We start from the raw sequence: 22941 nt of genomic DNA, 5'->3' as shown, positions 1-22941 counted from the left end.
TTAGACAAAATTTGGATTTAATAAAGTAACAAGCAAGGCATTTTGCGCATGCATACGATTCTCGGCTTGTTGAATTATTCTCGATGCTGGACCATCCATTACTTGTGAGGTGATTTCAATTTCACGATGGGCTGGCTGACAATGTAAAACAGTACTTGCACCTGTTAAATCAACTAGTTGCTGGTTTAACTGATAAGGCATATATTGATCTTTAACTTGAGACAATGGCGTTTTATCACCCATAGAAACCCAACTATCGGCATAAAGTACATTGGCACCAACGGCGGCTTCAATACGATCACTAATTTGAATTGATGCACCATTAGAGGCCGCGATCAGTTCAGCTTGCTTTACGATTTGCGCATCTGGCGAATGCCCTTTTGGACACACAGCCACAAAGTCTGAGCCAAACGTTGCAGCTAGCAGCATTAATGAATGAGCAACATTGTTGCCATCACCAAAATACGCCAGTTTTAATTCACTGACATCACCGTGCACTTCTTGCATCGTCATAAAGTCGGCTAGGGCTTGGCATGGGTGGTACAAGTCACATAAGCTATTGATCACTGGGACACTGGCATGCTCAGATAAATCGCGTAATGTACCGTGTTGATTGACCCTTGCTACAATACAATCAGCCCAAGTTGAGATATTTAGCGCAAAATCTTTGATTGATTCACGGGTACCCATCCCACCATTTTGTTGGTCAAGATACACCGCATGCCCACCTAACTTATGAATACCTATATCAAACGATAAACGCGTTCTTAAGCTTGGTTTCTCAAATAACGTTACCACTGATAAACCCGCTAAGGCTTGGTTAAAATCGCTGGGATACGCTTTTATTTTTTGTGCTAACGCTAAAATGTCTAATAATTGTTTCTTATCAAATTCTAATCCGTGTAAGTAATGTTTTAACATCATTTGTCCTATGGCGTAATTTTGGTTCCTACATGCTCACCTTTAAGCAATGCGTTGAGATTTTCTGGCTTTTGCCAACTAGAAATGTAAACGCCACGTCGTAAATGTTGGGCAGCGAGTAAGCTTGTCTCTACCTTGACCTGCATCCCACCCAGAATTACTCCAGAATCAATTAACTGTGTTATTTGTTCACTATTTAGCTGATGTAATGGCTGTTTATTTTGATCTAAAACCGCCTCAACATCGGTCATAAAAATCAACTCCGCATCTAAAGCAAGTGCAATTGCTGCAGCCGCTTCATCCGCGTTGACGTTGTACCAATTGCCTTCAAGATCAAAACCGATAGAGCTCACAATTGGTAACACATTTTTTTCTAATAAGGTTGGAAGTAAGTTAAAGCTTCCTGCTTCGCATGAGCCAACTTGCCCAAGCGCTTTTAATTTTTGTGTACTCGTTACACCGGCTTCAAAGAGGCTTAACCCAACTGGTGTAAGGTTTACTGCAAGCGCCTGACCCATCAATTGCTTATTTGCACAACCTGCCAATGCACCCACAATATAAGGCATTTGCTCACGCGGGCTGATCCTAAGACCTAAGTGTTTAGCACTGGCAAATCCAGCCTGCTGTAACCAAGTATCAACCAGCGCTCCGCCACCGTGTACAACAATAAATTGATCATCTGGATGCTTTGCAAACACAGCAAATAGTGCCTGCGCTGCGTTTTCAATATTAAGTACCGCACCGCCTAATTTAATTACCCACTTACTCATGATATGACCCTACTAATGTGTAAGCTGCACTTAAGCCCATTGAGATATTAATACACTGCAACGCTTGGCCTGCCGCACCCTTTAATAAATTATCAATAGCACTCATTACGATGAGGCTTTGGCCTTGTTGTTGCCAGCCAATATCAACAAATGCTTGATTCACCACACCATTAATTGATGGGATTTTATTGCCCAATAAACGAATGAGCGGTTGATCCGCTAAACATTGGTAAGCATCACTGACTTGCTGCTCTGTTACGCCAGGTTTCAAATCAACATAAATAGTTTCTAAAATACCACGAGGGAAATTACCTAAATGCGGCGTAAATAGTACTTTATGTCCTAAATAGCGTTCAATTTCAGGGCTATGTCTGTGATTAAATAAACCATAAGGTTTTAAGCTCACTTCACAAAAACCCGTTGAAATATTGGCTTTACGACCTGCGCCACTGACACCAGAAACCGCATTGATAATAATTCTTTGCTCACTCACTAAGCCGGCATTAACCAACGGTTTAAGTGCATTTAACGCGGCTGTTGGATAACAGCCCGCAACAGCAACCAATTGTGCTTTTGCAATTGCATCACTGTTCCACTCAGCTAAACCATAAGCCGCTTGTTCAAGTAACGCTTCGTTTTCATGAGTAAAACCATAATAGGTTTGATAATCTTGATTGTTCTCTAAACGAAATCCGCCAGATAAATCAAATACCTTTTTACCCATATCTAAAAATAGCGGAGCTAAATCAACACTGACTTTATGCTCAGTACATAAACACACATAATCCGCTTTTTGCTGGATGAAACTCATAGCCTCACTTGTTAAAGGCTGCAATGGCAAATCGATGACGCCAACATATTGTGGGTATAAATCGCTAAGCAATTTTCCTTTATCTAAACTTTGTTCAGAAACAAACAAACCTGCCAAGGTTAATTTAGGATGTGACACTACCAACTTTGCTAATTCCGCTCCGCTATAGCCACTTGCTCCAACAATAATTACGTTCATGACACCTCTAAACTCTTTAATAATGCGATTATTTCGCTTTGTTATTTTATGAAAAATGCTATCGTCAACTTTGCAGGCAAAATGTTGCAAAAAAACGACGCTAGTCTTCAAAGACAATTGCTATGCAGCATAAATAGATTTAAATTAATATGCAATAATATTGCATAATTATTTTTGAGGTTTTCATGGCTAAGCCAAATTTTTTACAAATGTACCAAGATCTGATCGCAAGTCCTTCAATCAGTGCCACTGCCGAACATCTTAATTTAAGTAACAGAGGTGTCATTGATCACCTTGCAACGTGGGCTCAATCACTTGGGTTTGAATGCGAAATTACCGAACTTGAACTTGCTCCTGGCAAATTCAATTTAATCGCCAAACTCGGTCAAGGTGAAGGTGGTCTAATGTTGGCTGGTCATACTGATACAGTGCCTTTTGATGAAAGCCGCTGGAGTTTAGATCCATTCAAACTCACATTAAAAGATGACAAATTATTTGGTTTAGGCAGCATCGATATGAAAGGTTTTTTTGCTTTTATTTTTGATGCATTACATTCAATCGATTTAAGTAAAATTAAGCAACCCTTAATTATTTTAGCCACGGCCGATGAAGAAACCACCATGGCTGGTGCGCAACAAATCAGTCAGCATCCTAATTTAAAACCAAGCCGCTGTATTATTGGTGAACCAACTGATATGGCACCAGTTTTTATGCATAAAGGCCATATGTCGAGCGTGATAAGAGTGATTGGCAAAGCTGGTCATAGCTCCGATCCAGATGCGGGGTTAAATGCAATAGAAATCATGCACTTAGTGACAGGTAACTTATTGAAGCTCAAACAGCACCTTAAGAATAACTATTCAATTGAGCATTTTGCAGTTCCATACCCAACATTAAATCTTGGCCATATTCATGGCGGTGATAATGCAAACCGAATTTGTGGCTGCTGTGAATTGCATATTGATATCCGCCCTTTACCTGGGATCAGTATTCCTGAGTTACAAGCTTTACTGCTCAATGCAATTAAAGATATTAATGCGAAGTACCCAAATGCTGTTGACGTGATTGATTTACACGATCCTATCCCTGCATTTACCGGATCGATCGATAACAGTTTAGTGAAACTTGCAGAGAAAATTTCTGGCCAACCCGCACAAGCTGTAAATTACTGTACCGAAGCGCCGTTTATTCAAATGCTTGGCTGTGAAACGATTGTAATGGGTCCAGGCTCAATTAGGCAGGCTCATCAGCCAGATGAATATTTAGCGGTAGAGAAAATTAAGCCCACACAGGCCATGATTAAAGAATTGATTTTACAAAGCTGCTTTTAAGATATCTCAATAACATAATGCCCAATGCATGTATGTATGGGCATTTATTCTAGTTCAGGTTCAATATCGCTACTGAGTGCAATCAGTGTCCCTTCAATTGATCGGACGTAAGCCACCGTATGACCCCATGGCTTTTCGACTGGCGGACTCAAAGGCTCCGCACCTGCTTGAATTGCTTTAGTATATGCTGCGACAACATTATCACTGTGAAAACTAATTTCAAAACCCAGTGCGGGCTGTTTTGGCTGAGCGCGAATATAGTTTTGTTTAAAATGTGATTGCGCTAAAGGGTGGGCTGCAAAGGCAAGCCTCACGCCAGCTGTATTTAATTCGCCGTATTGACCCGATTCATGGAGTTTAGCTGCACTAATACCAAATGCTTGATAATAAAAATCTAAGGTTTCCTCAACGTCATCGACATAGATTACGGTACTGAGATACTCCATTATTTCCCCTGAAAAAACATCATACTACTTTAATTACTTAAGCATAAAATATGAGCATTTTCTAGTGTTTGTTTACCTAAGGGCATAACAAGGAAAATTAGAAGTTATAAAAAAAGCGCCATTGCGGCGCTTTTTTTATTTTTTAGTCGTATGCATTTTTGAAATGCGTTTGCGTTGACGCTCTTGCGACATCGTCAATTTATTAATACGACCAGCAAACGGGTTATCACCTTCTCTAAATTCAATTTTGATTGGTGTGCCCATAATTTTTAATGACTTACGATAGTAATTCATTAAATAACGCTTATATGAGTCAGGTAAGTCATGAACCTGATTACCGTGGATTACAATAATCGGTGGATTATACCCACCCGCATGCGCATATTTTAGCTTCACACGGCGACCAGAAACCAACGGTGGTTGGTGATCGGATTGTGCCATATCCATAATACGACGTAGCATAGCTGTTGAAATACGCTTAGTCGCTGATTGATATGCCTCATCAACAGATTCAAATAAATGACCTACACCAGTTCCATGTAGTGCCGAAATAAAGTGAATACGTGCAAAATCAATAAAACCTAAGCGGCGGTCTAACTCAGTTTTAATACGTGTTTTAACGTACTCATCAAGTCCATCCCACTTATTCACTGCAATCACAAGTGAGCGGCCTGAATTCAATGCAAAACCAAGCAAGCTTAAATCTTGATCGCTAATCCCTTCACGGGCATCCACCACAAGCAAGACCACATTGGCATCTTCAATCGCTTTTAGTGTTTTAATCACCGAGAATTTTTCGGCTACATCGCTTACTTTTTTACGTTTACGCACACCCGCAGTATCAATCAATACATACTCTTGGTCGTTGCGTGTCATCGGAATATAAATCGAATCACGCGTCGTGCCAGGCATATCGTACACAATTACACGCTCTTCACCCAAAATACGGTTTGTCAGCGTTGATTTACCTACATTTGGACGACCTATAATTGCCAGTTTAATAGGTTTATCAGAAAACTCTTGATACTCATCTGGCTCTTCTGCATTTTCATCAAACGCATCAAATTCATTTGTTTGTTCCTGCTCGTCTTCAACACCATTAATGCGATTAAACTCTGCAATCACTGGTTGTAACGCAGTTTCTAATAACTGAGTCACACCACGACCATGAGAAGCCGCAATTTGATACACTTCACCCAATGCTAATTGATAAAACTCAGCACAGCTTGAATCTGCATCTAAACCATCAATTTTATTGGCAACTAAAAAAATTGCTTTTTGGGTATTGAGCTTGCGTAAATGATTAGCAATAGCTTGGTCGGCCGCAGTCATCCCTGCACGCGCATCCACTAAAAACATAACAACATCAGCTTCTTCAATAGCGAGCAATGATTGCTCAGCCATTTCAAGTTCAATTCCTTCTTCCGAGCCGTCGATTCCGCCAGTATCCACGACGATAAACTCGTATTCATCATACTTTGCTTGGCCGTATTTACGGTCACGCGTTAGACCTGGAAAATCGGCCACTAATGCGTCACGGCTACGAGTTAAACGATTAAATAATGTGGATTTACCAACATTTGGTCGCCCCACGAGAGCGATCACAGGAAGCATAAACAACCCCTTATAAAAACAACAAAAGGCTTCGCGACGCGAAGCCTAAATACCAATCAACTAAAATAAGCTAGCGATTAACGCGGTTTGTTATTAAATGTGATTGGTATCAACATAATAACAACTTAAGTTTAAGGTGCCGCAATGGCACTGACTTCACCGTCACGGGTGTAGATAATTAACTTATCTTCCGCAACGATAGGCTCAACAAAAAAGCCAGAACTATCGAACTCTTCACGAGAAACTAGTTCACCAGTTTGTTTGTTAAGCCAGTGTAAATATCCTTCTTGATCCCCTAATGCTAAGTAATTACCAATTACCGCAGGACCCGTTAAATACCAACCATTTAACGCAGGTTGGCTCCAGCGCTCAATTCCTGACGATTTATCAAGTGCGTAAATCGTGCCCGCTGTATCTACCAAATAGATATTTTGTAAATCAGCTGAAAGCTCACGATAGCCACTGTATTCACGTTTCCAGATAACATTGCCACTTCGAATATCAACCGCAGCTAAATTACCATTATAGGCTAATGAAAATACTTGTCCGCCTGAAACAACAGGTTGGGTATCAACATCAACTAAACGCTCAAACTCTGACGCACCTTTAGCAATTGCAATGTCGGCTTTCCAAGCAGCAAAGCCACTTTCTGAAATTAAAACGGCTAATTTGCCACTTTCTTCACCCACTAATACACCGCCATTCGCCGATACCGGTGAGCTCATTCCGCGCAACGTAAGCGCAGGTACTTCTTGCTCATAAGTCCAGCGTAAATCGCCGGTATCAGGATGCAGCGCTACAAGTTTGCCAGAACCTAAATTCACATAAACTAAACCATCGCCAGCAGCGGGTTTTGATAACGACTCACCAGGCACTTTTACACGCCAAACAATGTCACCCGTTTCACGATCAAGTGCAATGACTTCACCATGCTCTGAGCCAATAAATAGCTTGCCGTAAGCTTGTAAAATACCACCTGATAGCTTGGCGCTATCGTCATCCTCCCATGGCCAAAAAGCAATTTTCTTACGAGCATCTTGACGCCATTTCACTTTGCCATCGGCCAGTGATAAGGCTTCAATTTGACCATAACGCGCAGCAACATAAACCGTATCTTTGTAACTTGTTGGTGTTAAACGCGAAAAAAAGTGTTCAACGCCATCACCAATAGATGTTTGCCATACCACATTGGTTTCAAACTGATTTACGATTTCAGGTAATACTAATTCTTCTTCATCATCACTAGAAGAACATCCAACTAACGACGCCATGCATAATGCCAAGGTCGCCATGGTAATTTTTTTCATGGCAGTTACCTTATAGTGCTGGCGTGTCGACAGCTAAATCATCTAATTTCATTTGTAATGTGGCGTTGTTGGTCAAACCACCCGCATCAGCGGCGGCTTGATAGGCGCTACGTGCTTGAGCTAAATCACCTTGGGCACGATATACATCACCTTTTAATTCAGCAACACTGGCTTTAAACGCTTCAGGCATTGTTAATGCTAACGTTTTTAACGCGGCATCATACTCTTTAAGCTCAAGCTCAATACGAGCAATACGTGTATTAGCTATTGCGTTTAACTCAAGGTTTTTATTATTTTGCGTGATCCACGTTAATTTTTCTTTTGCTAAAGCAAAGTCGCTCTTTTCAACCGCTTCTTTAGCAGCAACAAATGCCGCTAATACTGCGTAACTTGAATCTTTATTATTTTTAATAAATTCATCTGCGCCAGCAAGAACATTAGTTTTATTTTGCGCATCAGCTTTAACAAGTTTCTCATACGCATCTGAAGCTGCCTCAGCAGACTCAACCTTGTTCTGATTATAGGCTTTCCAGCCATATAATCCGCCTAAACCTAATACCACACCAATAACCAATGCGGTGCCGTTTTCACGGAAAAATCGCTTTATCGCTTCTGCTTGTTGTTCTTCTGTTGAATAAATTTCCATTATAACTTCCTATATCAGGTCGGCTAATAAAGTGGCCACTTGGCTCAGTTCAAGCGTTTGCTGGTCTTTGTGTTCTCTTAAATATTTGACCGTTACAAGCCCTTGCGCTAACTCGTCATCACCTAAAATTAAGGCAACCACGGCATCACTTTTATCTGCACGTTTTAATTGTTTTTTAAAATTACCACCACCGGCATGCACCATAATGCGAATGCCTGGCACTTGTTCTCTCAATTGCGCTGCAATGACAGGCGCTTGAATACTTGCTTTGTCACCTAAAGAAGCTAAATACACATCTGAAGTACGACGAATATCACCGACACAATCCAACTCTTTGATTAATAGAACTAAGCGCTCCATTCCCATAGCAAAACCAACCGCTGGAGTTGCCTTTCCACCAAGTTGTTCCACTAGGCCATCATAACGACCACCGGCACATACAGTACCTTGTGCACCCAAACTTTCTGTTACCCATTCAAATACCGTACGATTGTAATAATCGAGGCCGCGAACCAATTTTTCATTCACTTGGTATTCGACGCCTGCAGCATCTAAACGTTCACATAAATTTGCAAAATGCTCTGCAGATTCAGCATCTAAGTGCTCTGATAACTTAGGAGCGTCACCTAAAATTGCTTGTACATCCGGATTTTTAGAATCCAGTACGCGCAGTGGATTTGAATACATACGACGTTTCGAGTCTTCATCGAGGTGTTCAATATGCTGCTCTAAATACGCCACTAATGCATTTCGGTATTCTTCACGGGCTTGATTAGAACCTAATGAATTCAACTCTAAACGCACATATTTTGATACACCAAAGGCCTGCCATAATCGAGCAGTTAATAAAATAACCTCGGCATCCATATCGGCAGTTGCAACACCAAATGACTCCAAACCAAATTGGTGAAATTGACGGTAACGGCCTTTTTGCGGGCGTTCGTGACGAAACATAGGGCCCATGTACCACAGACGTTGCTCTTGGTTATATAACAAGCCATTTTCGTTACCTGCACGCACACATACCGCAGTCCCTTCAGGGCGAAGCGTTAAACTGTCGCCATTACGGTCTTCGAAGGTGTACATTTCTTTTTCAACGATGTCGGTTACTTCACCAATTGAGCGTTTAAATAAATCGGTTGATTCGACAATAGGAAAACGAATTTCTTGATAACCAAAAGAGGCAACGGTATCTCGTAATATTGTTTCAACTTTTTGCCAAACTTGCGTATCGCCTGGCAGGCAGTCGTTCATTCCACGGATTGCTTGAATTTGTTTGGCCACTGATTATCCTATGAATACTGTTTTACTGGGTTATTTGCGTTGCCAAGATTAATATTTGCGCGCAATTGCGCAACTTGGTTTCGCTAAAATAAAGAATTATAACGATCTAGACTAAAACGTAAACGACAAAGCAACGCTTTGTCGTGTTATTTACGCATTATTCGACGATTTTGATATCGATAGGGCTTTGCAGCTCTTTTTTCGCTAAATACTCACGTACTTTTTGCTCTAATTGCTCTGCCGCATTGTTATTATCAATTCGCTCTTTTTGACGTTCGCCGTTAATGTACAAGCCTGAACGACGGCTTGCGCCAGCCAAACCAATATCACTAACTAACGCTTCACCAGGACCATTTACTACACATCCAATAACCGAAACAGTAATTGGCGTAATAATGTCTTCTAAACGCTCTTCGAGCTTATTCATGGTGGCGACAACATCAAACTCTTGGCGCGAACAACTTGGGCAAGCGATGAAGTTTATTCCGCGCGAACGAATACGCAGCGACTTTAAAATATCAAAACCAACTTTAATTTCTTGCACCGGATCAGCAGCAAGTGAAACACGTAACGTATCCCCAATCCCTTCAGCTAATAACATCCCCATTCCAACAGCGGACTTCACTGAGCCAGAACGAAAGCCACCCGCTTCGGTAATCCCTAAATGCAACGGTTGATCGATTTCTTTGGCCAGTAAGCGGTATGCGCCCACAGCTAAAAATACATCGGACGCTTTGACAGATACTTTAAAGTTATCAAAATTGAGACGCTGTAAAATATTCACATGACGCATGGCCGATTCAAGCAAAGCTTCTGGCGTTGGTTCGCCATACTTTTCTTGAATATCGCGCTCAAGAGAGCCACCGTTCACACCAATACGAATTGGGATATTGCGCTCACGGGCTGCATCAACAACTGCTTTGATACGATCTTCGCTGCCAATATTACCCGGGTTAATTCGTAAGCAATCAACTCCGTATTCCGCCACTTTTAAGGCAATACGGTAATCAAAATGAATATCTGCAACTAACGGGATATCAACTTGTTGTTTAATTTTACGAAAAGCTTCGGCTGCATCCATGGTCGGCACTGAAACACGCACGATGTCCGCCCCAGCGGCCTGAATCGCCTGAATTTGTTTAACGGTTGCTTCGACATTCAGAGTATCGGTATTCGTCATCGACTGCACAGCAATGGGGGCACCATCACCAATAGGCACATTGCCTACATAAATGCGGCGAGATTTGCGTCTAACAATAGGAGATTCTGAAAACATAATCACTTACTCTGTTAAAGGAAGATTAAACTTAGCAATACGATGAGATGGGAACTTTGACATATCAATTTTTACACCATCAAACTCAACGTCAACAACATGAGGCTTGCCTACTACAACTGAAAAAGGCGCTTTACCTTCAACAGTCATCGGGTAACCGGCTTTTTTAACACCAAAGGCAATACGGGCCGCAGATGCATCAAAAATCTCAACCCAGCTATCATTGTTAAAATACATTACAATTTTAGTCACCCCATTTTGTGCTGGCTTTTCATTAATAAGCGGCGCACTAGGAACGATTGTTGATACCGCTGCGTTCTCTGTATTTGCTTCAACAGCATCCCCCCCTAAACTGGACTCTTGTTGCTCTGAGCTAAGTTGCTCTGACTGAGCCTGCTCTGACAACGCTTGCTCTAACAACGCTTGCTCTGAAAGCATTTTCTCTGGTTGTTGCGTTTGGGGTGCTATTTGCTCTGATGACTCCGTAGACTCAGTAAGGTCACTCGCAACATCCTCATTATTGGATATTGTCATATCTAGTGCGGACGTCGTTTCAACTATCTCGCCCACTTCTTGAATATCGTGAATTTCCCCCCCATTCGTTACATGAGCTGGCGCTAGATCACGGTTTTGCCACCACCATAAAGCCGACAGACCAATCACCAATAAAACGATTGCATAACTTACTAGCATTAAACGATTATCATGCGCTTCTTTTTCTGTACGGCGTGAGAAACTTTGCATCTTACTAATGGTAGGGCCTTCGGTTTGCGCCTCATATAAAGACAGTACATAGTTTTCATCTAACGATAAAAACTTACAGTACGATTTAATATACCCTTTCACAAAAGTGGCAGGCCCAAGAGGAGCAAATTGATTGTTCTCAAGATTCGTTAATTGCGCAGCACTTAAATTTAAACGTTTCGCAAACTCATCAACTGAAAGTTCAGCTGCTTCTCGCCCTGCGGTTAAAAAGCTTCCAACTAACGGCAATGGAGCCTCGACTGTTTTATCCGTAACTTCTTGTTCTATCATAATGAGTATGTTTTTGGATTCACTAATAAAATTTTACGACCTGGAGTTAAATAAGCAGTAGTTTCAAGCCCATTCCATTCCACTAATTTTTTCATCAAAATATTGTACTTCACAGAAATACTAAACAAAGTATCTCCTTCTATCACATGGTGGTAAACATTAGGGTCATTTAAATACACCTTAGTGCCACTGTAAACTTGGTCACCTTCAGTTAATGCGTTCCACTCAAGTAGCTTTTGCAGTTTTACATTGTATTTAACCGAAATACTAAATAAGTTTTCACCTTTTTTCACCACATGGAATGGGGGTTCTATCAAGCCAAGCTCTTTACGATCTGCAATCACATCCGCAATTTTATTCGAAGCAGCGACCTCACTTTTTACTTTTTTAGCTTTTGGCGGCTCAACAATCGCAGCCTCAGCTTCTCTATCAAGTGCCGCGGTGACTGTGGGGCTTAATGGTGCCTCATTAAAAACAACTTTATTTTCAACCGGTGCAATTTCAATTAACGGCGCACTAATAACTACTTTGCTTTTAGTGCTATCTGGTGCGGTTGATGCTGACTCCTGATTTTGGCTAGTTGCTTCAGAAGGCGCTTTACGCTTTACAATTTTAATTTTTGGTTGTTCAACGTCTTTAACCAAATCTTTTTGTAACTTCCGAAGTTCACTTTTGCGGTATTGCTCACGTAACTTTTCAAATTCACTTTCAACAAGCTTATTCTCGCGCACAATGAGGGCCTCGTAAGAAGTCCGATAAGTTTGCTCGAGTGTTGTGGCAACCGTATTTGCTTGCTCAAGGTGCCCCATATTACTTTGGATCAAGTATGAAAGTAATAACGAACGAGATGAAACTCGGCCCGCATTCTCATAGCGCTCAAGTAAGTTTTCAGCTTTATGAAAATCACTTTTGGCATAATATAAGGCTGATAAATTAAGAAGGGATGAACCTCGTAGCGGGCTGTGTTTAACCGATGACATCAAAAAATCACTGGCTTCACTAAAACGATCATTTTCAATGGCACACAAGGCTAAGTTTTCATAGCTTTCAGCAACTCGAATATAACTTGGGATCGCAATTGCCGCAAGTAAGTAGCTTTCAGCTTCATCGTATTCGCCATTACTACATAAAAATACACCGTAGTTATTCAAGGTATTTGGATCGTTCGGATCAAGCTCAATGGCACGTTTGTAAGATTTCTTAGCGAGTTCGACCTCACCGACAGCTGAATAATAATATGCGGTGGTGTAATGTACTTCGGGTAATTTAGGGGCAAAACCAGCGGCACGTTCTAGATTATATTTTGCTTGTGAGCTATCGCCTGAAGCTAAATATTTTAAAGCGAGTGACACTCGCGTTCGTGCTGCGTCTTCATTATTTATCCTTTTTTCTACAACGGGTTTATCACTGCCTAAGTAAACACTTTCAGTTACACATCCTGTCATCGCCAAAACACTGACGGCTAATAATAAATGTCGCATCGCGAATTCTCTATTTTAAGGTCCGGATGTTGAGTTTAACCCAACATCCTATTGTTTCATCTATTTATTTTTCAAATGCTTTGAATCAATAAAGTCAAAATAGTTCGATAAAACTTAGCTGTTTTGGTTTGATACCATAGTCACCGCTATTTCATTTTCTTTTTGCATTTGGCGTTTTGCCAAACGCTTAGTTCTATCAACCACATCCCCCACCAACTGACCACATGCGGCATCAATATCATCACCACGAGTACGACGTACAATACAGGTAATGCCGGCTGCTTGTAATATTTTTGAAAAACGGTCAATACGGCTGTTACTTGAACGACCATATTCGTTACCAGGAAATGGATTAAAAGGGATCAAGTTTACTTTTGATGGCGTGCCTTTTAGGGTTTCAACCAATTGATGCGCTTGTTCCATACTATCGTTAATGCCATCGAGCATAACATATTCAACTGTCACGTCTTTATTTGCTTTTGAACCATCGATATAACGACGACATGCCGCTAAAAACTCTTCAATTGGGTACTTTTTGTTAATTGGTACGAGTACATCACGTAATGCGTTATCTGGTGCATGTAATGAAATAGCAAGCGCCACATCAATACGCTCTTTTAAAATATCAAGTGCAGGCACAACGCCCGATGTACTTAATGTGACACGGCGTTTTGATAAACCAAATGCCCAATCGTCCATCATTAGTTCCATTGCTGGCACCACATTATTAATATTTAATAATGGCTCACCCATGCCCATCATTACTACGTTTGTAACCGGACGACGGGTGCTATCACCGTATAAACCAATGTCTTTAGCCACACGCCATACTTGGCCGATGATTTCAGATACTTTTAAATTACGGTTAAATCCCTGTTGCGCGGTTGAACAAAATGTACACTCAAGGGCGCAGCCAACTTGTGACGAGACACATAATGTAGCGCGTTCTTTTTCAGGGATCCAAACGGTTTCAACTTCTTGGCCGCCCTCTAATAACAAGGCGTATTTGATAGTGCCGTCTGCAGCCACTTGTTTGGCTGAAATTTCTGGAGCACGAATTTCACATTCACGCTCTAAACGTGCTTTTAATTTTTTATTGATGTTGCTCATTTCATCAAAGTTATCAACGCCAAAGTGATAGATCCATTTCATCACTTGATCGCCACGAAACGGCTTTTCACCAAAAGAGACAAATAGCTCGCGCATGCCCTCACGGTTCAAATCAAGTAAATTAATTTTCTTCTTTGTCGTATTGCCTTGTGCAATACCACTCACTGCTTGCGCTTCGCTCATTGAAGAGACCTCGACCACTTTGATAAAACTTACTGCCACTAGGGCATCTTGATAACACCACAATGTGCTGACACAAACATTGTTATTGCTTGTGTTAGCATACTGACAAGAAAAGGGCGCAAGGCCCTTTTCTAACTGCTACGATCTGCATCTATTTGATTTAAGGATAAATCCTAATCAAATATTAACGAGTACGTGGACAGATTTCTTCGTCAGAGAAGAAGTATGCGATTTCGCGTGCAGCTGATTCTAATGCATCAGAACCGTGAACAGCGTTTTCGTCGATGCTGTCTGCGTAATCTGCACGTAAAGTACCTGCAAGTGCGTCAGCTGGGTTAGTAGCACCCATGATTTCACGGTTTTTAAGAACTGCGTTTTCGCCTTCTAAAACTTGAACCATTACTGGACCAGAAGTCATGAAAGATACTAAAGCACCAAAGAATGGACGTGCGCTGTGCTCAGCGTAGAAACCTTCAGCTTTCTCTTTAGAAAGGTGAACCATTTTAGATGCTACGATTTTAAGACCTGCAGACTCAAAACGGTTATAGATTGCACCGATGTGGTTTTTAGCAACTGCGTCAGGTTTGATGATTGAGAAAGTACGCTCTAAAGCCATCTTTATGCTCCAAATTAATTAGTAAGATTGTTTAAATTCAACGGCGGCGGATTATACGCTTTTTTCAAGCAAAAGCCTATCATATTTGCGCAATAAATCCGCGTTTGATCGTTACGATCGCCAAAAAGGATCGTAACAGCCCTAAATGACAGTTTTTCTAAGGCGGGGAAAAAGCCAAAAATATGATCTAGCGCAAATCCCATGAAGTCCAATTGAGCTACGCTTGCCCGCTTTTTTATAGGTCACCATAGTGGTGGCGATTCATGCAACTGATTTGTACTCAGTTCGATGTGTGAGGAATGATAATGTCTACTCTTTTTACCCCAGAATTACTGTCTCCCGCAGGCAGCCTTAAAAACATGCGCTACGCCTTTGCCTATGGCTCAGATGCAGTGTATGCCGGTCAGCCTCGTTATAGCTTACGGGTACGCAATAATGAATTTGATTTAGACAACCTCGCCTTGGGCATCAAGGAAGCCCACCAACTGAATAAAAAATTGTATGTGGTATCGAACATCGCACCGCATAACGCCAAAGTGAATACCTATTTACGCGATATTGAGCCGGTTATTGCCATGAAACCCGATGCCTTGATCATGTCAGATCCGGGCTTAATTATGCTGGTGCGCGAAAAGTGGCCTGACATGCCAATTCATTTATCGGTGCAAGCCAATGCGGTTAACTTTGCCACAGTGAAATTTTGGGCCAAACAGGGTATCGAACGCGTTATTTTATCGCGCGAATTATCACTGGAAGAAATTGGTGAAATCCGCACCCTTTGCCCTGAAACAGAGCTTGAAGTCTTTGTCCATGGTGCGCTGTGCATGGCGTATTCTGGTCGTTGCTTACTTTCTGGTTACATCAATAAACGCGACCCAAATCAAGGTACTTGCACCAATGCGTGTCGTTGGGAATACGATGTAAAACCAGGAAAAGAAACCGAAACCGGTGAAATGGTGCATCAATTTGATCCAAAACAGATCATTCCAACGCTCGGTGCAGGCGAGCCAAGCAAAGAAATTTTTATGCTTGAAGAACAAGGTCGCCCTGGTGAATACATGCCTGCCTTTGAAGATGAACATGGCACATACATCATGAATTCAAAAGATTTACGGGCAGTGCAATATGTTGAACAACTGACAAAAATGGGCGTGCATAGTTTAAAAATTGAAGGCCGCACCAAGTCATTTTATTACGTTGCCCGCACTGCACAGGTGTACCGTAAAGCCATTGATGATGCGGTTGCCGGACGTCCTTTTGATATAAATTTATTGCATAGCTTAGAAAACTTAGCCCATCGCGGTTATACCGAAGGCTTTTTAAAACGCCACAATCACCAAGCGTATCAAAACTATGATTATGGCCATTCTGTTTCAGATCAGCAGCAATTTGTGGGTGAAATACTTGGCCGTAACCAAAATGGTTTAGTTGAGATTGACGTAAAAAATAAATTTTGTACTGGCCACTCACTTGAATTAATGACGCCACAAGGCAATATCAATTTCACGTTAGATCATATGGAAAACAAAAAAGGCGAGCGCATTGATGATGCCAAAGGATCGGGTCACATTGTGCAAATCCCTATTCCTGCAGAAATTGACTTAAGCCATGCCCTTTTAATGCGAAATCTTGATAAAGAACAAGATACCCGCAACCCATTTAAAACGAGTGCCTGTGTTTAATCATGGCGTTACTGATTAATAATAAGTGCATCAACTGTGATATGTGTGTGCCTGAGTGCCCGAATGAAGCAATTTATATGGGCGCGAAGATTTATCAGATAGACCCAGCTAAATGCACCGAATGCATCGGTCATTACGATACCCCAACCTGTGTCAGTGTCTGTCCGATTGATTGCATCAAGCCTGATCCTGATCATCGTGAAAGCCTTGATGAACTGGCACAAAAATACGTTAAACTCATTGAGTGATAAAACAAAAAAGCGCCTCGGTGCTTTTTTGTTACGTTTGCAGTAAGTATCACTTCTGTTTTAACCTGAACTCTGGTTAAGATATTTAGTAACGTATTGATTTAATTTATATAAAAATCAAGAATCTCTCCAGCCGGAGATTTACAGGGATAACAAGGCGAGTTTATGCGTCAATAGCTGGTCTATTGCAAGTAAACTCAACGTAGTTATTGTTGAAAATAGCCACTGAAGATAGATTTATTATCCAGAGTTCAGGTGTTTTAGATATAAATTTACCAAAAATTGCGATTAGTTCACTTGGGTTGCTAAGCGATACCAATTTTTATTGTAAGCCAGTGAACCAAACAAGGCGTGGGCTTTTGCAACTTCACCTAGTGCTTCAAGCTGCGGCGTCACTTGTGTAATCGCTATTAACTCTTTAGTTACGTAATCATAACAGTAATAACTAATAGGTTTTTCGGGCTGTAAGATAGCCACGTTATCACCTTCTAAATACGCAAAGTTTTTATCAAATTGCATCATCGCACGTTCGTTAATATCGCGACGATTTAAATCTCGGCCCAGCATCGGGGTTTCACTACTGATCCCCATTAAGCTCAGCAATGTCGGCGCTAAGTCGATTTGACTAACGGTACGTGCATCTCGTTTGGCCGCAATATCCTTACCCAAAATGACCCCTGGAATATGAAACGACTTGATGGGCACTAAGTTTGCGCCAAATACTCTGGCATCATGATCGGCCACCACTAAAAAGAGCGTATCATCCCAATAAGCTTGCTTTTTCGCGGTTGCAATAAACTCACCTAAAGAAAAATCAGCATAACGAATGGCATTGTCGCGTGAGCGCTCTGACTCATCGATACCTGGTACTTTCCCCGCAGGGATCTCAAACGGATCGTGATTGCTTGAACTAAAAATCAAACTAAAAAACGGCTTTCCTTGCTGGTGAGATTGCTGTAACTCTTTGTTTGCTTGACGGAATAAATCACCATCTGAGGCGCCCCAAGAACCGATAAATTCAGGCTGTTCAATATCATCAAAATCAACAATATCAATAAAGCCATTACCCAAAAAAAAGCTTTTCATATTGTCAAAATGACTTTCACCACCATAAATAAACTGGGTGCTATAACCTTCTTGTTGTAATAACGCAGCAAGGGTAAAAAAGTTATGTTGCGATTTATCAAGTTTAACCACCGCACGCGCTGGTGTTGGAGTGAACCCAGTTACAACGGCTTCAATACCGCGCACAGAACGAGTCCCTGTAGCGTAGAGTTGATCAAACGACCAACCTTGATTCAGTAATTTGTCATATTCTGGGGTTAAATCTTTACCCCCTAAGCTTTGCACAAATTGCGCGCCTAAACTCTCTTGCAGCACAATGACTAAGTTTTTCGGTTTACCTTGATAGACCGCAGGCCTTGAAGCCAAAGTAGGCAGCTCAGGGTGTTTAAAGGCGCTGATTGGTTTAGCGGTTTGAGTCTGAACATGGGCAATAATACTGGCCTCATCCATGGTGCCATAAATCTTACTGGCGCTTGCTTCATTGCCCAATTGCTTAATTGCAAACGCCAAACTGTAACTCGAATTAAGTGTTAATGAATTTACTAACGGATCGGTTGAAAAGTAAGCCAGTGACGGATTAATTGGCCGATGCTGCAGCGTGCCTCGGGCCGCTAAAAAAACCATAACCACAACCACTAAACCACTAATCACATTGTGTGAAAATGCTTGTTGTTCATGTTGGTTTGCACACCACATTTTGATCCAACCTACAGTGAAATACATCACAAGGGCGCAGCCAACACTTGCCAATATCACCTCAAGTAAGTGGCCAGTTAACAGCATTGAAAAGACTTCTTGCGGATAAAGTAAATATTCAACAAACAATCGATTTGGTCGTAAATCGTATTCCATAATAAATGCCGGAGACGAGAACTCCATAAACACTAAAACGAATGCGCTTAACACTAACCAAATAAAAATAAGAGGACGTATCACGGCCGAAAGAAAGTGGAAAAAGTTTGCTGTAATTTGCAACAATGTTGGAATAATCAATAGGTAAGCGATTGTACTGACGTCAATGCGCAACGCCCCAACTAAAAAATTAAACCAATCTTGCGTCGCAATAACGCGCTCAAACTGCCAAATAGTGAGCGCAGTACGAGACAAAAACAACCAAATTAACGCAAATACAAAAAAATAAAACAGAGGCTTAAAACTAGACAAAATACGAAACATTTTACACACCCATTAACTATTTATCGTTGTTAACATAGCAATTTTGTCTTAAGTAACGCTTAAGTCGGGGCAACAAAAAAGGTTAACCCGCTTACTTTAAATGGGTTAACCTTTTGTTACAAATATATTTTATTTTACTTACATTCTTAGTGCTTTATTTAAACAAAATAGCCTGTAATGTGGCTTCTTTATGTAATAAATCACGGTATAACGCAAACTGATTTCGCGCTCGGTCTAAATTATGGGTTGGGTATTTAGTACCAAAATAATTATCGCCATCGATATAATCTGTCAAAAAACGCACGCCAATCATAAAGCACATAACCTTTGCGCCTAGCCAAAAACTTTGTTTTTCTTGTAACGTAATGATGTGCTGCAAAGGTGCGACGTAACCATCAACAATGGCTTGAAAAATATCTTCACGTACTTGGACTGCAGCAAGATTGGTTGAGTCCTCAGCTTCTGGTGAACAAAAAGTACGCACCATATCGCCAAAATCAAACATCCAATACCCTGGCATGCAGGTATCTAAATCAATCACGGCTTTCGCTTGCTGCGTTTTATTACAAAAAAGCATGTTATTGATTTTGGTATCATTATGACAAGCACGAATCGGTAACAACGGCACAAGCTCAGCTAACTCATGTAATAACTGTGTTTGCGCCAAACAAAAATCAACTTCGTGTTGGCAATCACTTAGTCGCCCAACAGGGTTTGTATCAATTACACGCTTAAGTGCATCTAACCGCATGGCAAGGTTATGAAAATCAGGGATCACTGCATGCAGTTTTTCAGCATCAAAATCTTGTAGTGCAGCAGCAAATTGTCCAAATGCATTCGCTGCGATTTGTGCTTGCTCTTGATTATCAACCACATCTTCGCTGTAACTGCGGCCAATAAACTCAAGCGCACGCCAGCTATCGCCATCAATTTCAACTAGGTAATTATCATCCGTGGTTGCAACATGCTTAATCACTTCTAATTGATAAGCATCGTGCTGCTTTTTATCACTTAGATGATGCTCAATTTGGCGCGCATTATTAACTAGTGCAGCTGGGTCGGGGAAGACATGGGTATTTAGTTTTTGTACCACAATATGCTTGAGCGGGCTTTTCAGCAATAAAGTGGTATTGATATGACCATTACCAATTGGCTTAATACTGATATCGTGCTCACCTAAGCCAAAGTGTGAAGATAAAATACTTGCTTGTTTTTGGTACATCTAGAATTCTCTTTATGTCAGTTTTAACGCACTGAATCCCTGAATATTTGATTTAACTCAGCGGTGATCGCTGCCAGTTCATCCCGATACGTGACACCGAGCCATTTATCTTGGGCTTCAATTACTGCAACAGCAGCAAGCTGCTCAGTAATTGCCTTTTGAATTTGATTCGGCAAATAATACTCGCTTTTGACAGCGTTGTCAGCCTCTAATAAAAAGGCATTAAATCCAGCTTCAAGTAAGCTAAACAAAGCCTCATCAACCAACCAGCAGGTCATTGAGACCAATGCATCATCTGGTAAAGGCTCTGTTTCGCCTGTTGGATTTTGCCCCATTAATTGGCCGCTCTGAGGTTCAATATTTAAATATTCAGTAACGGAGGTTAAATAGCCGTGCTGATTAATTTGGCATATTCCACGATTGACCCCACCTTGGCTCGATAAGGTATTTAAAATGGGATAAGCCAACATTGCCCAATCATTACTTTTTTGATGTTGCGCAGCCAATTGTGCAAAGGCATGAGGACCATAATAATCATCAGCTGTGATCACAATGGTTTTTCCCGTTACATAAGGTTTTGCAGCAAGAAGTGCATGGCCTGTGCCCCAAGGTTTTACCCGAGTAACTGCAAGGTGTTGAAATTGCTCAGGCACATCTTCAATCGCTTGAATAGCCAGTTCAATCTGCAAGTGGCTTGGCAAACGCGGTAATATTTGCTGCTCAATAATAGGTAATATGGTCTGATTAACCACCAATACCACTTTATTAACATAAGGAGCTGCATCTAAAATACTAAGTTCAAAAATAGTGCGATTAAGCCCTTCTATTTCAGCCAATTGCTTAGCGCCACCAAAACGGCTGCCTAACCCAGCGGCTAAAATCACCAAGGTTAACGGTTGTGTTTGTACCTGCATGTCTTACTGCCCTGCGGTGTCACCGCAACCAATTCAAATTAGGGCAGTTATTGTACGCATCTTTTGAACAAGTTTCTATTTTTTGTTTTTAGATTAAAAACAATGACTTGCCTTCACTCTTGGATATTGAGGCATAGGTATTTTTGCTGTAAATACTCATCAAGCCCAGCTTGGCCACCTTCACGGCCAAGACCTGATTGTTTGATACCGCCAAATGGCGCAATTGGATTAGAAATCAATCCTTCGTTAATGCCCACCATGCCAAAATCTAAAGACTCGGCAACACGATGTACTTGATTAATATTTTGCGAGTAAAAATAGGCGGCTAAACCGTATTCGGTTGCATTTGCAAGGGTCAAAGCCTGTTGCTCATGCTCAAATTGGCTGAGCAATACCACAGGGCCAAATAATTCTTGATGAAAAATCGCCATGTCTTCATTGATATTACCGAGTACTACCACAGGGAGGAAATTATCTTGCGCGCATTTTGCCTCTGCAAATGCTGCTTCGCCAAAAACCCAACTTGCACCGTCGCAAATTGCCTGCTCTATGGTTGCAATTAAACGCAGCTTTGCTGCTTGATTAATTAAAGGCCCAAAATCGGTATCGCTTGCAAGTCCATTACCTATTTTTAAGGTCACCACTTTAGTGAGTAATTTAGCAGTAAAACTCTCAGCGATTGACGCATCAAGTAATACTCGATTAGTCGCCACACAGGTTTGCCCTGCATTTCTAAATTTACTTTTTATCAACCCATCAACTGCCTGATCGAGGTTCGCGCTGTCAAATACGATAAAAGGCGCATTGCCACCAAGTTCCATAGAAGTGCGCTTTACCGTTTTAGCTGCTTGCGCTAATAAAATACGCCCCACTTGCGTAGATCCGGTAAAGGTGATTTTTTTGACTCGTTCGTCGGCCAATAATTGACTAACCACTTTTGGTGCATCTTCAGTGATAACAACATTAAACGCTCCCTCAGGAAAACCTGCACGGATGGCTAACTGCGCCAAAGCAAGTGCTGACAATGGCGTGAATTCAGAAGGTTTTAAAATAACACTACAACCTGCGGCAATGGCTGGTGCTACTTTACGGGTGATCATCGCTATCGGAAAGTTCCACGGCGTAATAGCAAGTACCACACCAATCGGCTGTTTTATGGTGCTTAACTGCTGGTGATTATTATTACTTGGAATTTGCTGACCATAACTACGTTTACCTTCCTCTGCAAACCAGCGAATAAACTCAGCCCCATAGCTCACTTCGCCTTTCGCTTCAGCCAGCGGCTTACCCTGCTCAAGGGTCATGATTTGTGCTAATACATCAATATTATCAATGACTAGTTGATACCAACGCATCAATAAATCACTACGTGCCTGCACATGCATCGCTTTAAGTGCACTAAAACCATGCACCGCACTTTGCATCGCCTCTTCAATTCCAGAACTATCAACACAACTGACAGAGGTTAAAATCTTTCCTGTAGCGGGGTCATCCACCGTTATCCACGTCTGGGTCACATAAGGCTGATTGGCGATTACTGAATCAGTAAAAACGAGCGGCTGGCAAGCTGGTGAAAACATAGGAGCACCCAAAGGAGAGATAAAA

The 22941-nt window shown here is 41.4% G+C and carries 20 protein-coding genes; 3 read left to right on the top strand and 17 right to left on the bottom strand.

The window, feature by feature from the left end:
• The 3 genes from AC3KZC_RS02940 to argC are packed head-to-tail and all read right to left on the bottom strand — an operon-like array spanning window position 1 to window position 2700.
• Complete coding sequence (locus AC3KZC_RS02940; RefSeq protein WP_490578111.1) at window positions 1-921, bottom strand: ornithine carbamoyltransferase; 921 nt, start codon at window positions 919-921, stop codon at window positions 1-3.
• Between the two features lie 8 nt (window positions 922-929).
• Window positions 930-1691, bottom strand: coding sequence for an acetylglutamate kinase (gene argB / locus AC3KZC_RS02935; protein WP_490578112.1), 762 nt, complete (start codon window positions 1689-1691; stop codon window positions 930-932).
• Entirely contained in the window at window positions 1684-2700 is a 1017-nt protein-coding gene (argC, locus tag AC3KZC_RS02930) for an N-acetyl-gamma-glutamyl-phosphate reductase (protein ID WP_490578113.1), read from the bottom strand. The genes argB and argC overlap by 8 nt, the downstream gene beginning before the upstream one ends.
• 185 nt (window positions 2701-2885) lie before the next feature.
• Here argC and argE point away from each other — a divergent pair, with 185 nt between their 5' ends.
• Window positions 2886-4031, top strand: coding sequence for an acetylornithine deacetylase (gene argE / locus AC3KZC_RS02925; protein WP_490578114.1), 1146 nt, complete (start codon window positions 2886-2888; stop codon window positions 4029-4031).
• A gap of 44 nt (window positions 4032-4075) precedes the next feature.
• Here the strand turns inward: argE and AC3KZC_RS02920 are convergent, their stop codons facing one another.
• From AC3KZC_RS02920 to ndk, 10 genes are all read right to left on the bottom strand, one after another.
• Window positions 4076-4477, bottom strand: coding sequence for a VOC family protein (locus AC3KZC_RS02920; RefSeq protein ID WP_490578115.1), 402 nt, complete (start codon window positions 4475-4477; stop codon window positions 4076-4078).
• Window positions 4478-4612: 135 nt separating this feature from the next.
• Window positions 4613-6091, bottom strand: a complete 1479-nt coding sequence (gene der / locus AC3KZC_RS02915) for a ribosome biogenesis GTPase Der (RefSeq protein ID WP_490578116.1) — start codon at window positions 6089-6091, stop codon at window positions 4613-4615.
• Between the two features lie 131 nt (window positions 6092-6222).
• Complete coding sequence (bamB, locus tag AC3KZC_RS02910) at window positions 6223-7398, bottom strand: outer membrane protein assembly factor BamB (RefSeq protein WP_490578117.1); 1176 nt, start codon at window positions 7396-7398, stop codon at window positions 6223-6225.
• Window positions 7399-7408: 10 nt separating this feature from the next.
• Window positions 7409-8044, bottom strand: coding sequence for a YfgM family protein (locus tag AC3KZC_RS02905; RefSeq protein WP_490578118.1), 636 nt, complete (start codon window positions 8042-8044; stop codon window positions 7409-7411).
• A gap of 9 nt (window positions 8045-8053) precedes the next feature.
• On the bottom strand, window positions 8054-9328 hold the full coding sequence (gene hisS, locus AC3KZC_RS02900) for a histidine--tRNA ligase (protein WP_490578119.1): 1275 nt from the start codon (window positions 9326-9328) through the stop codon (window positions 8054-8056).
• A gap of 157 nt (window positions 9329-9485) precedes the next feature.
• Entirely contained in the window at window positions 9486-10604 is a 1119-nt protein-coding gene (gene ispG / locus AC3KZC_RS02895) for a flavodoxin-dependent (E)-4-hydroxy-3-methylbut-2-enyl-diphosphate synthase (protein WP_490578120.1), read from the bottom strand.
• 6 nt (window positions 10605-10610) lie between these two features.
• Window positions 10611-11639, bottom strand: coding sequence for a RodZ domain-containing protein (locus tag AC3KZC_RS02890; RefSeq protein ID WP_490578121.1), 1029 nt, complete (start codon window positions 11637-11639; stop codon window positions 10611-10613).
• A complete protein-coding gene (gene pilW, locus AC3KZC_RS02885) occupies window positions 11636-13120 on the bottom strand; it encodes a type IV pilus biogenesis/stability protein PilW (RefSeq protein WP_490578122.1) in 1485 nt (494 codons plus the stop codon). The genes AC3KZC_RS02890 and pilW overlap by 4 nt, the downstream gene beginning before the upstream one ends.
• A 114-nt stretch (window positions 13121-13234) precedes the next feature.
• Window positions 13235-14413, bottom strand: a complete 1179-nt coding sequence (gene rlmN / locus AC3KZC_RS02880) for a dual-specificity RNA methyltransferase RlmN (RefSeq protein WP_490578202.1) — start codon at window positions 14411-14413, stop codon at window positions 13235-13237.
• A gap of 184 nt (window positions 14414-14597) precedes the next feature.
• A complete protein-coding gene (ndk, locus tag AC3KZC_RS02875) occupies window positions 14598-15029 on the bottom strand; it encodes a nucleoside-diphosphate kinase (protein ID WP_009837787.1) in 432 nt (143 codons plus the stop codon).
• Between the two features lie 305 nt (window positions 15030-15334).
• On the opposite strand from ndk, the gene trhP reads away from it, so the two are divergent.
• A complete protein-coding gene (gene trhP / locus AC3KZC_RS02870) occupies window positions 15335-16711 on the top strand; it encodes a prephenate-dependent tRNA uridine(34) hydroxylase TrhP (RefSeq protein ID WP_490578123.1) in 1377 nt (458 codons plus the stop codon).
• Window positions 16712-16713: 2 nt separating this feature from the next.
• On the top strand, window positions 16714-16959 hold the full coding sequence (locus tag AC3KZC_RS02865; protein WP_490578124.1) for a YfhL family 4Fe-4S dicluster ferredoxin: 246 nt from the start codon (window positions 16714-16716) through the stop codon (window positions 16957-16959).
• A gap of 288 nt (window positions 16960-17247) precedes the next feature.
• Here the strand turns inward: AC3KZC_RS02865 and AC3KZC_RS02860 are convergent, their stop codons facing one another.
• From AC3KZC_RS02860 to AC3KZC_RS02845, 4 genes are all read right to left on the bottom strand, one after another.
• Window positions 17248-19200, bottom strand: a complete 1953-nt coding sequence (locus tag AC3KZC_RS02860; protein WP_490578125.1) for an LTA synthase family protein — start codon at window positions 19198-19200, stop codon at window positions 17248-17250.
• Between the two features lie 154 nt (window positions 19201-19354).
• Window positions 19355-20422 carry a phosphotransferase enzyme family protein gene (locus tag AC3KZC_RS02855; protein ID WP_490578126.1) on the bottom strand — a complete coding sequence of 356 codons (1068 nt, stop codon included), beginning with the start codon at window positions 20420-20422 and terminating at the stop codon, window positions 19355-19357.
• Window positions 20423-20445: 23 nt separating this feature from the next.
• Complete coding sequence (locus AC3KZC_RS02850) at window positions 20446-21336, bottom strand: NTP transferase domain-containing protein (RefSeq protein ID WP_490578127.1); 891 nt, start codon at window positions 21334-21336, stop codon at window positions 20446-20448.
• A 113-nt stretch (window positions 21337-21449) separates the two neighbouring features.
• On the bottom strand, window positions 21450-22916 hold the full coding sequence (locus tag AC3KZC_RS02845; protein ID WP_490578128.1) for an NAD-dependent succinate-semialdehyde dehydrogenase: 1467 nt from the start codon (window positions 22914-22916) through the stop codon (window positions 21450-21452).
• Window positions 22917-22941: the final 25 nt, after the last annotated feature.

This window comes from Pseudoalteromonas sp. J2K-J031 (assembly GCF_058197095.2).
This window is presented reverse-complemented; position numbering and strand designations above follow the sequence as displayed.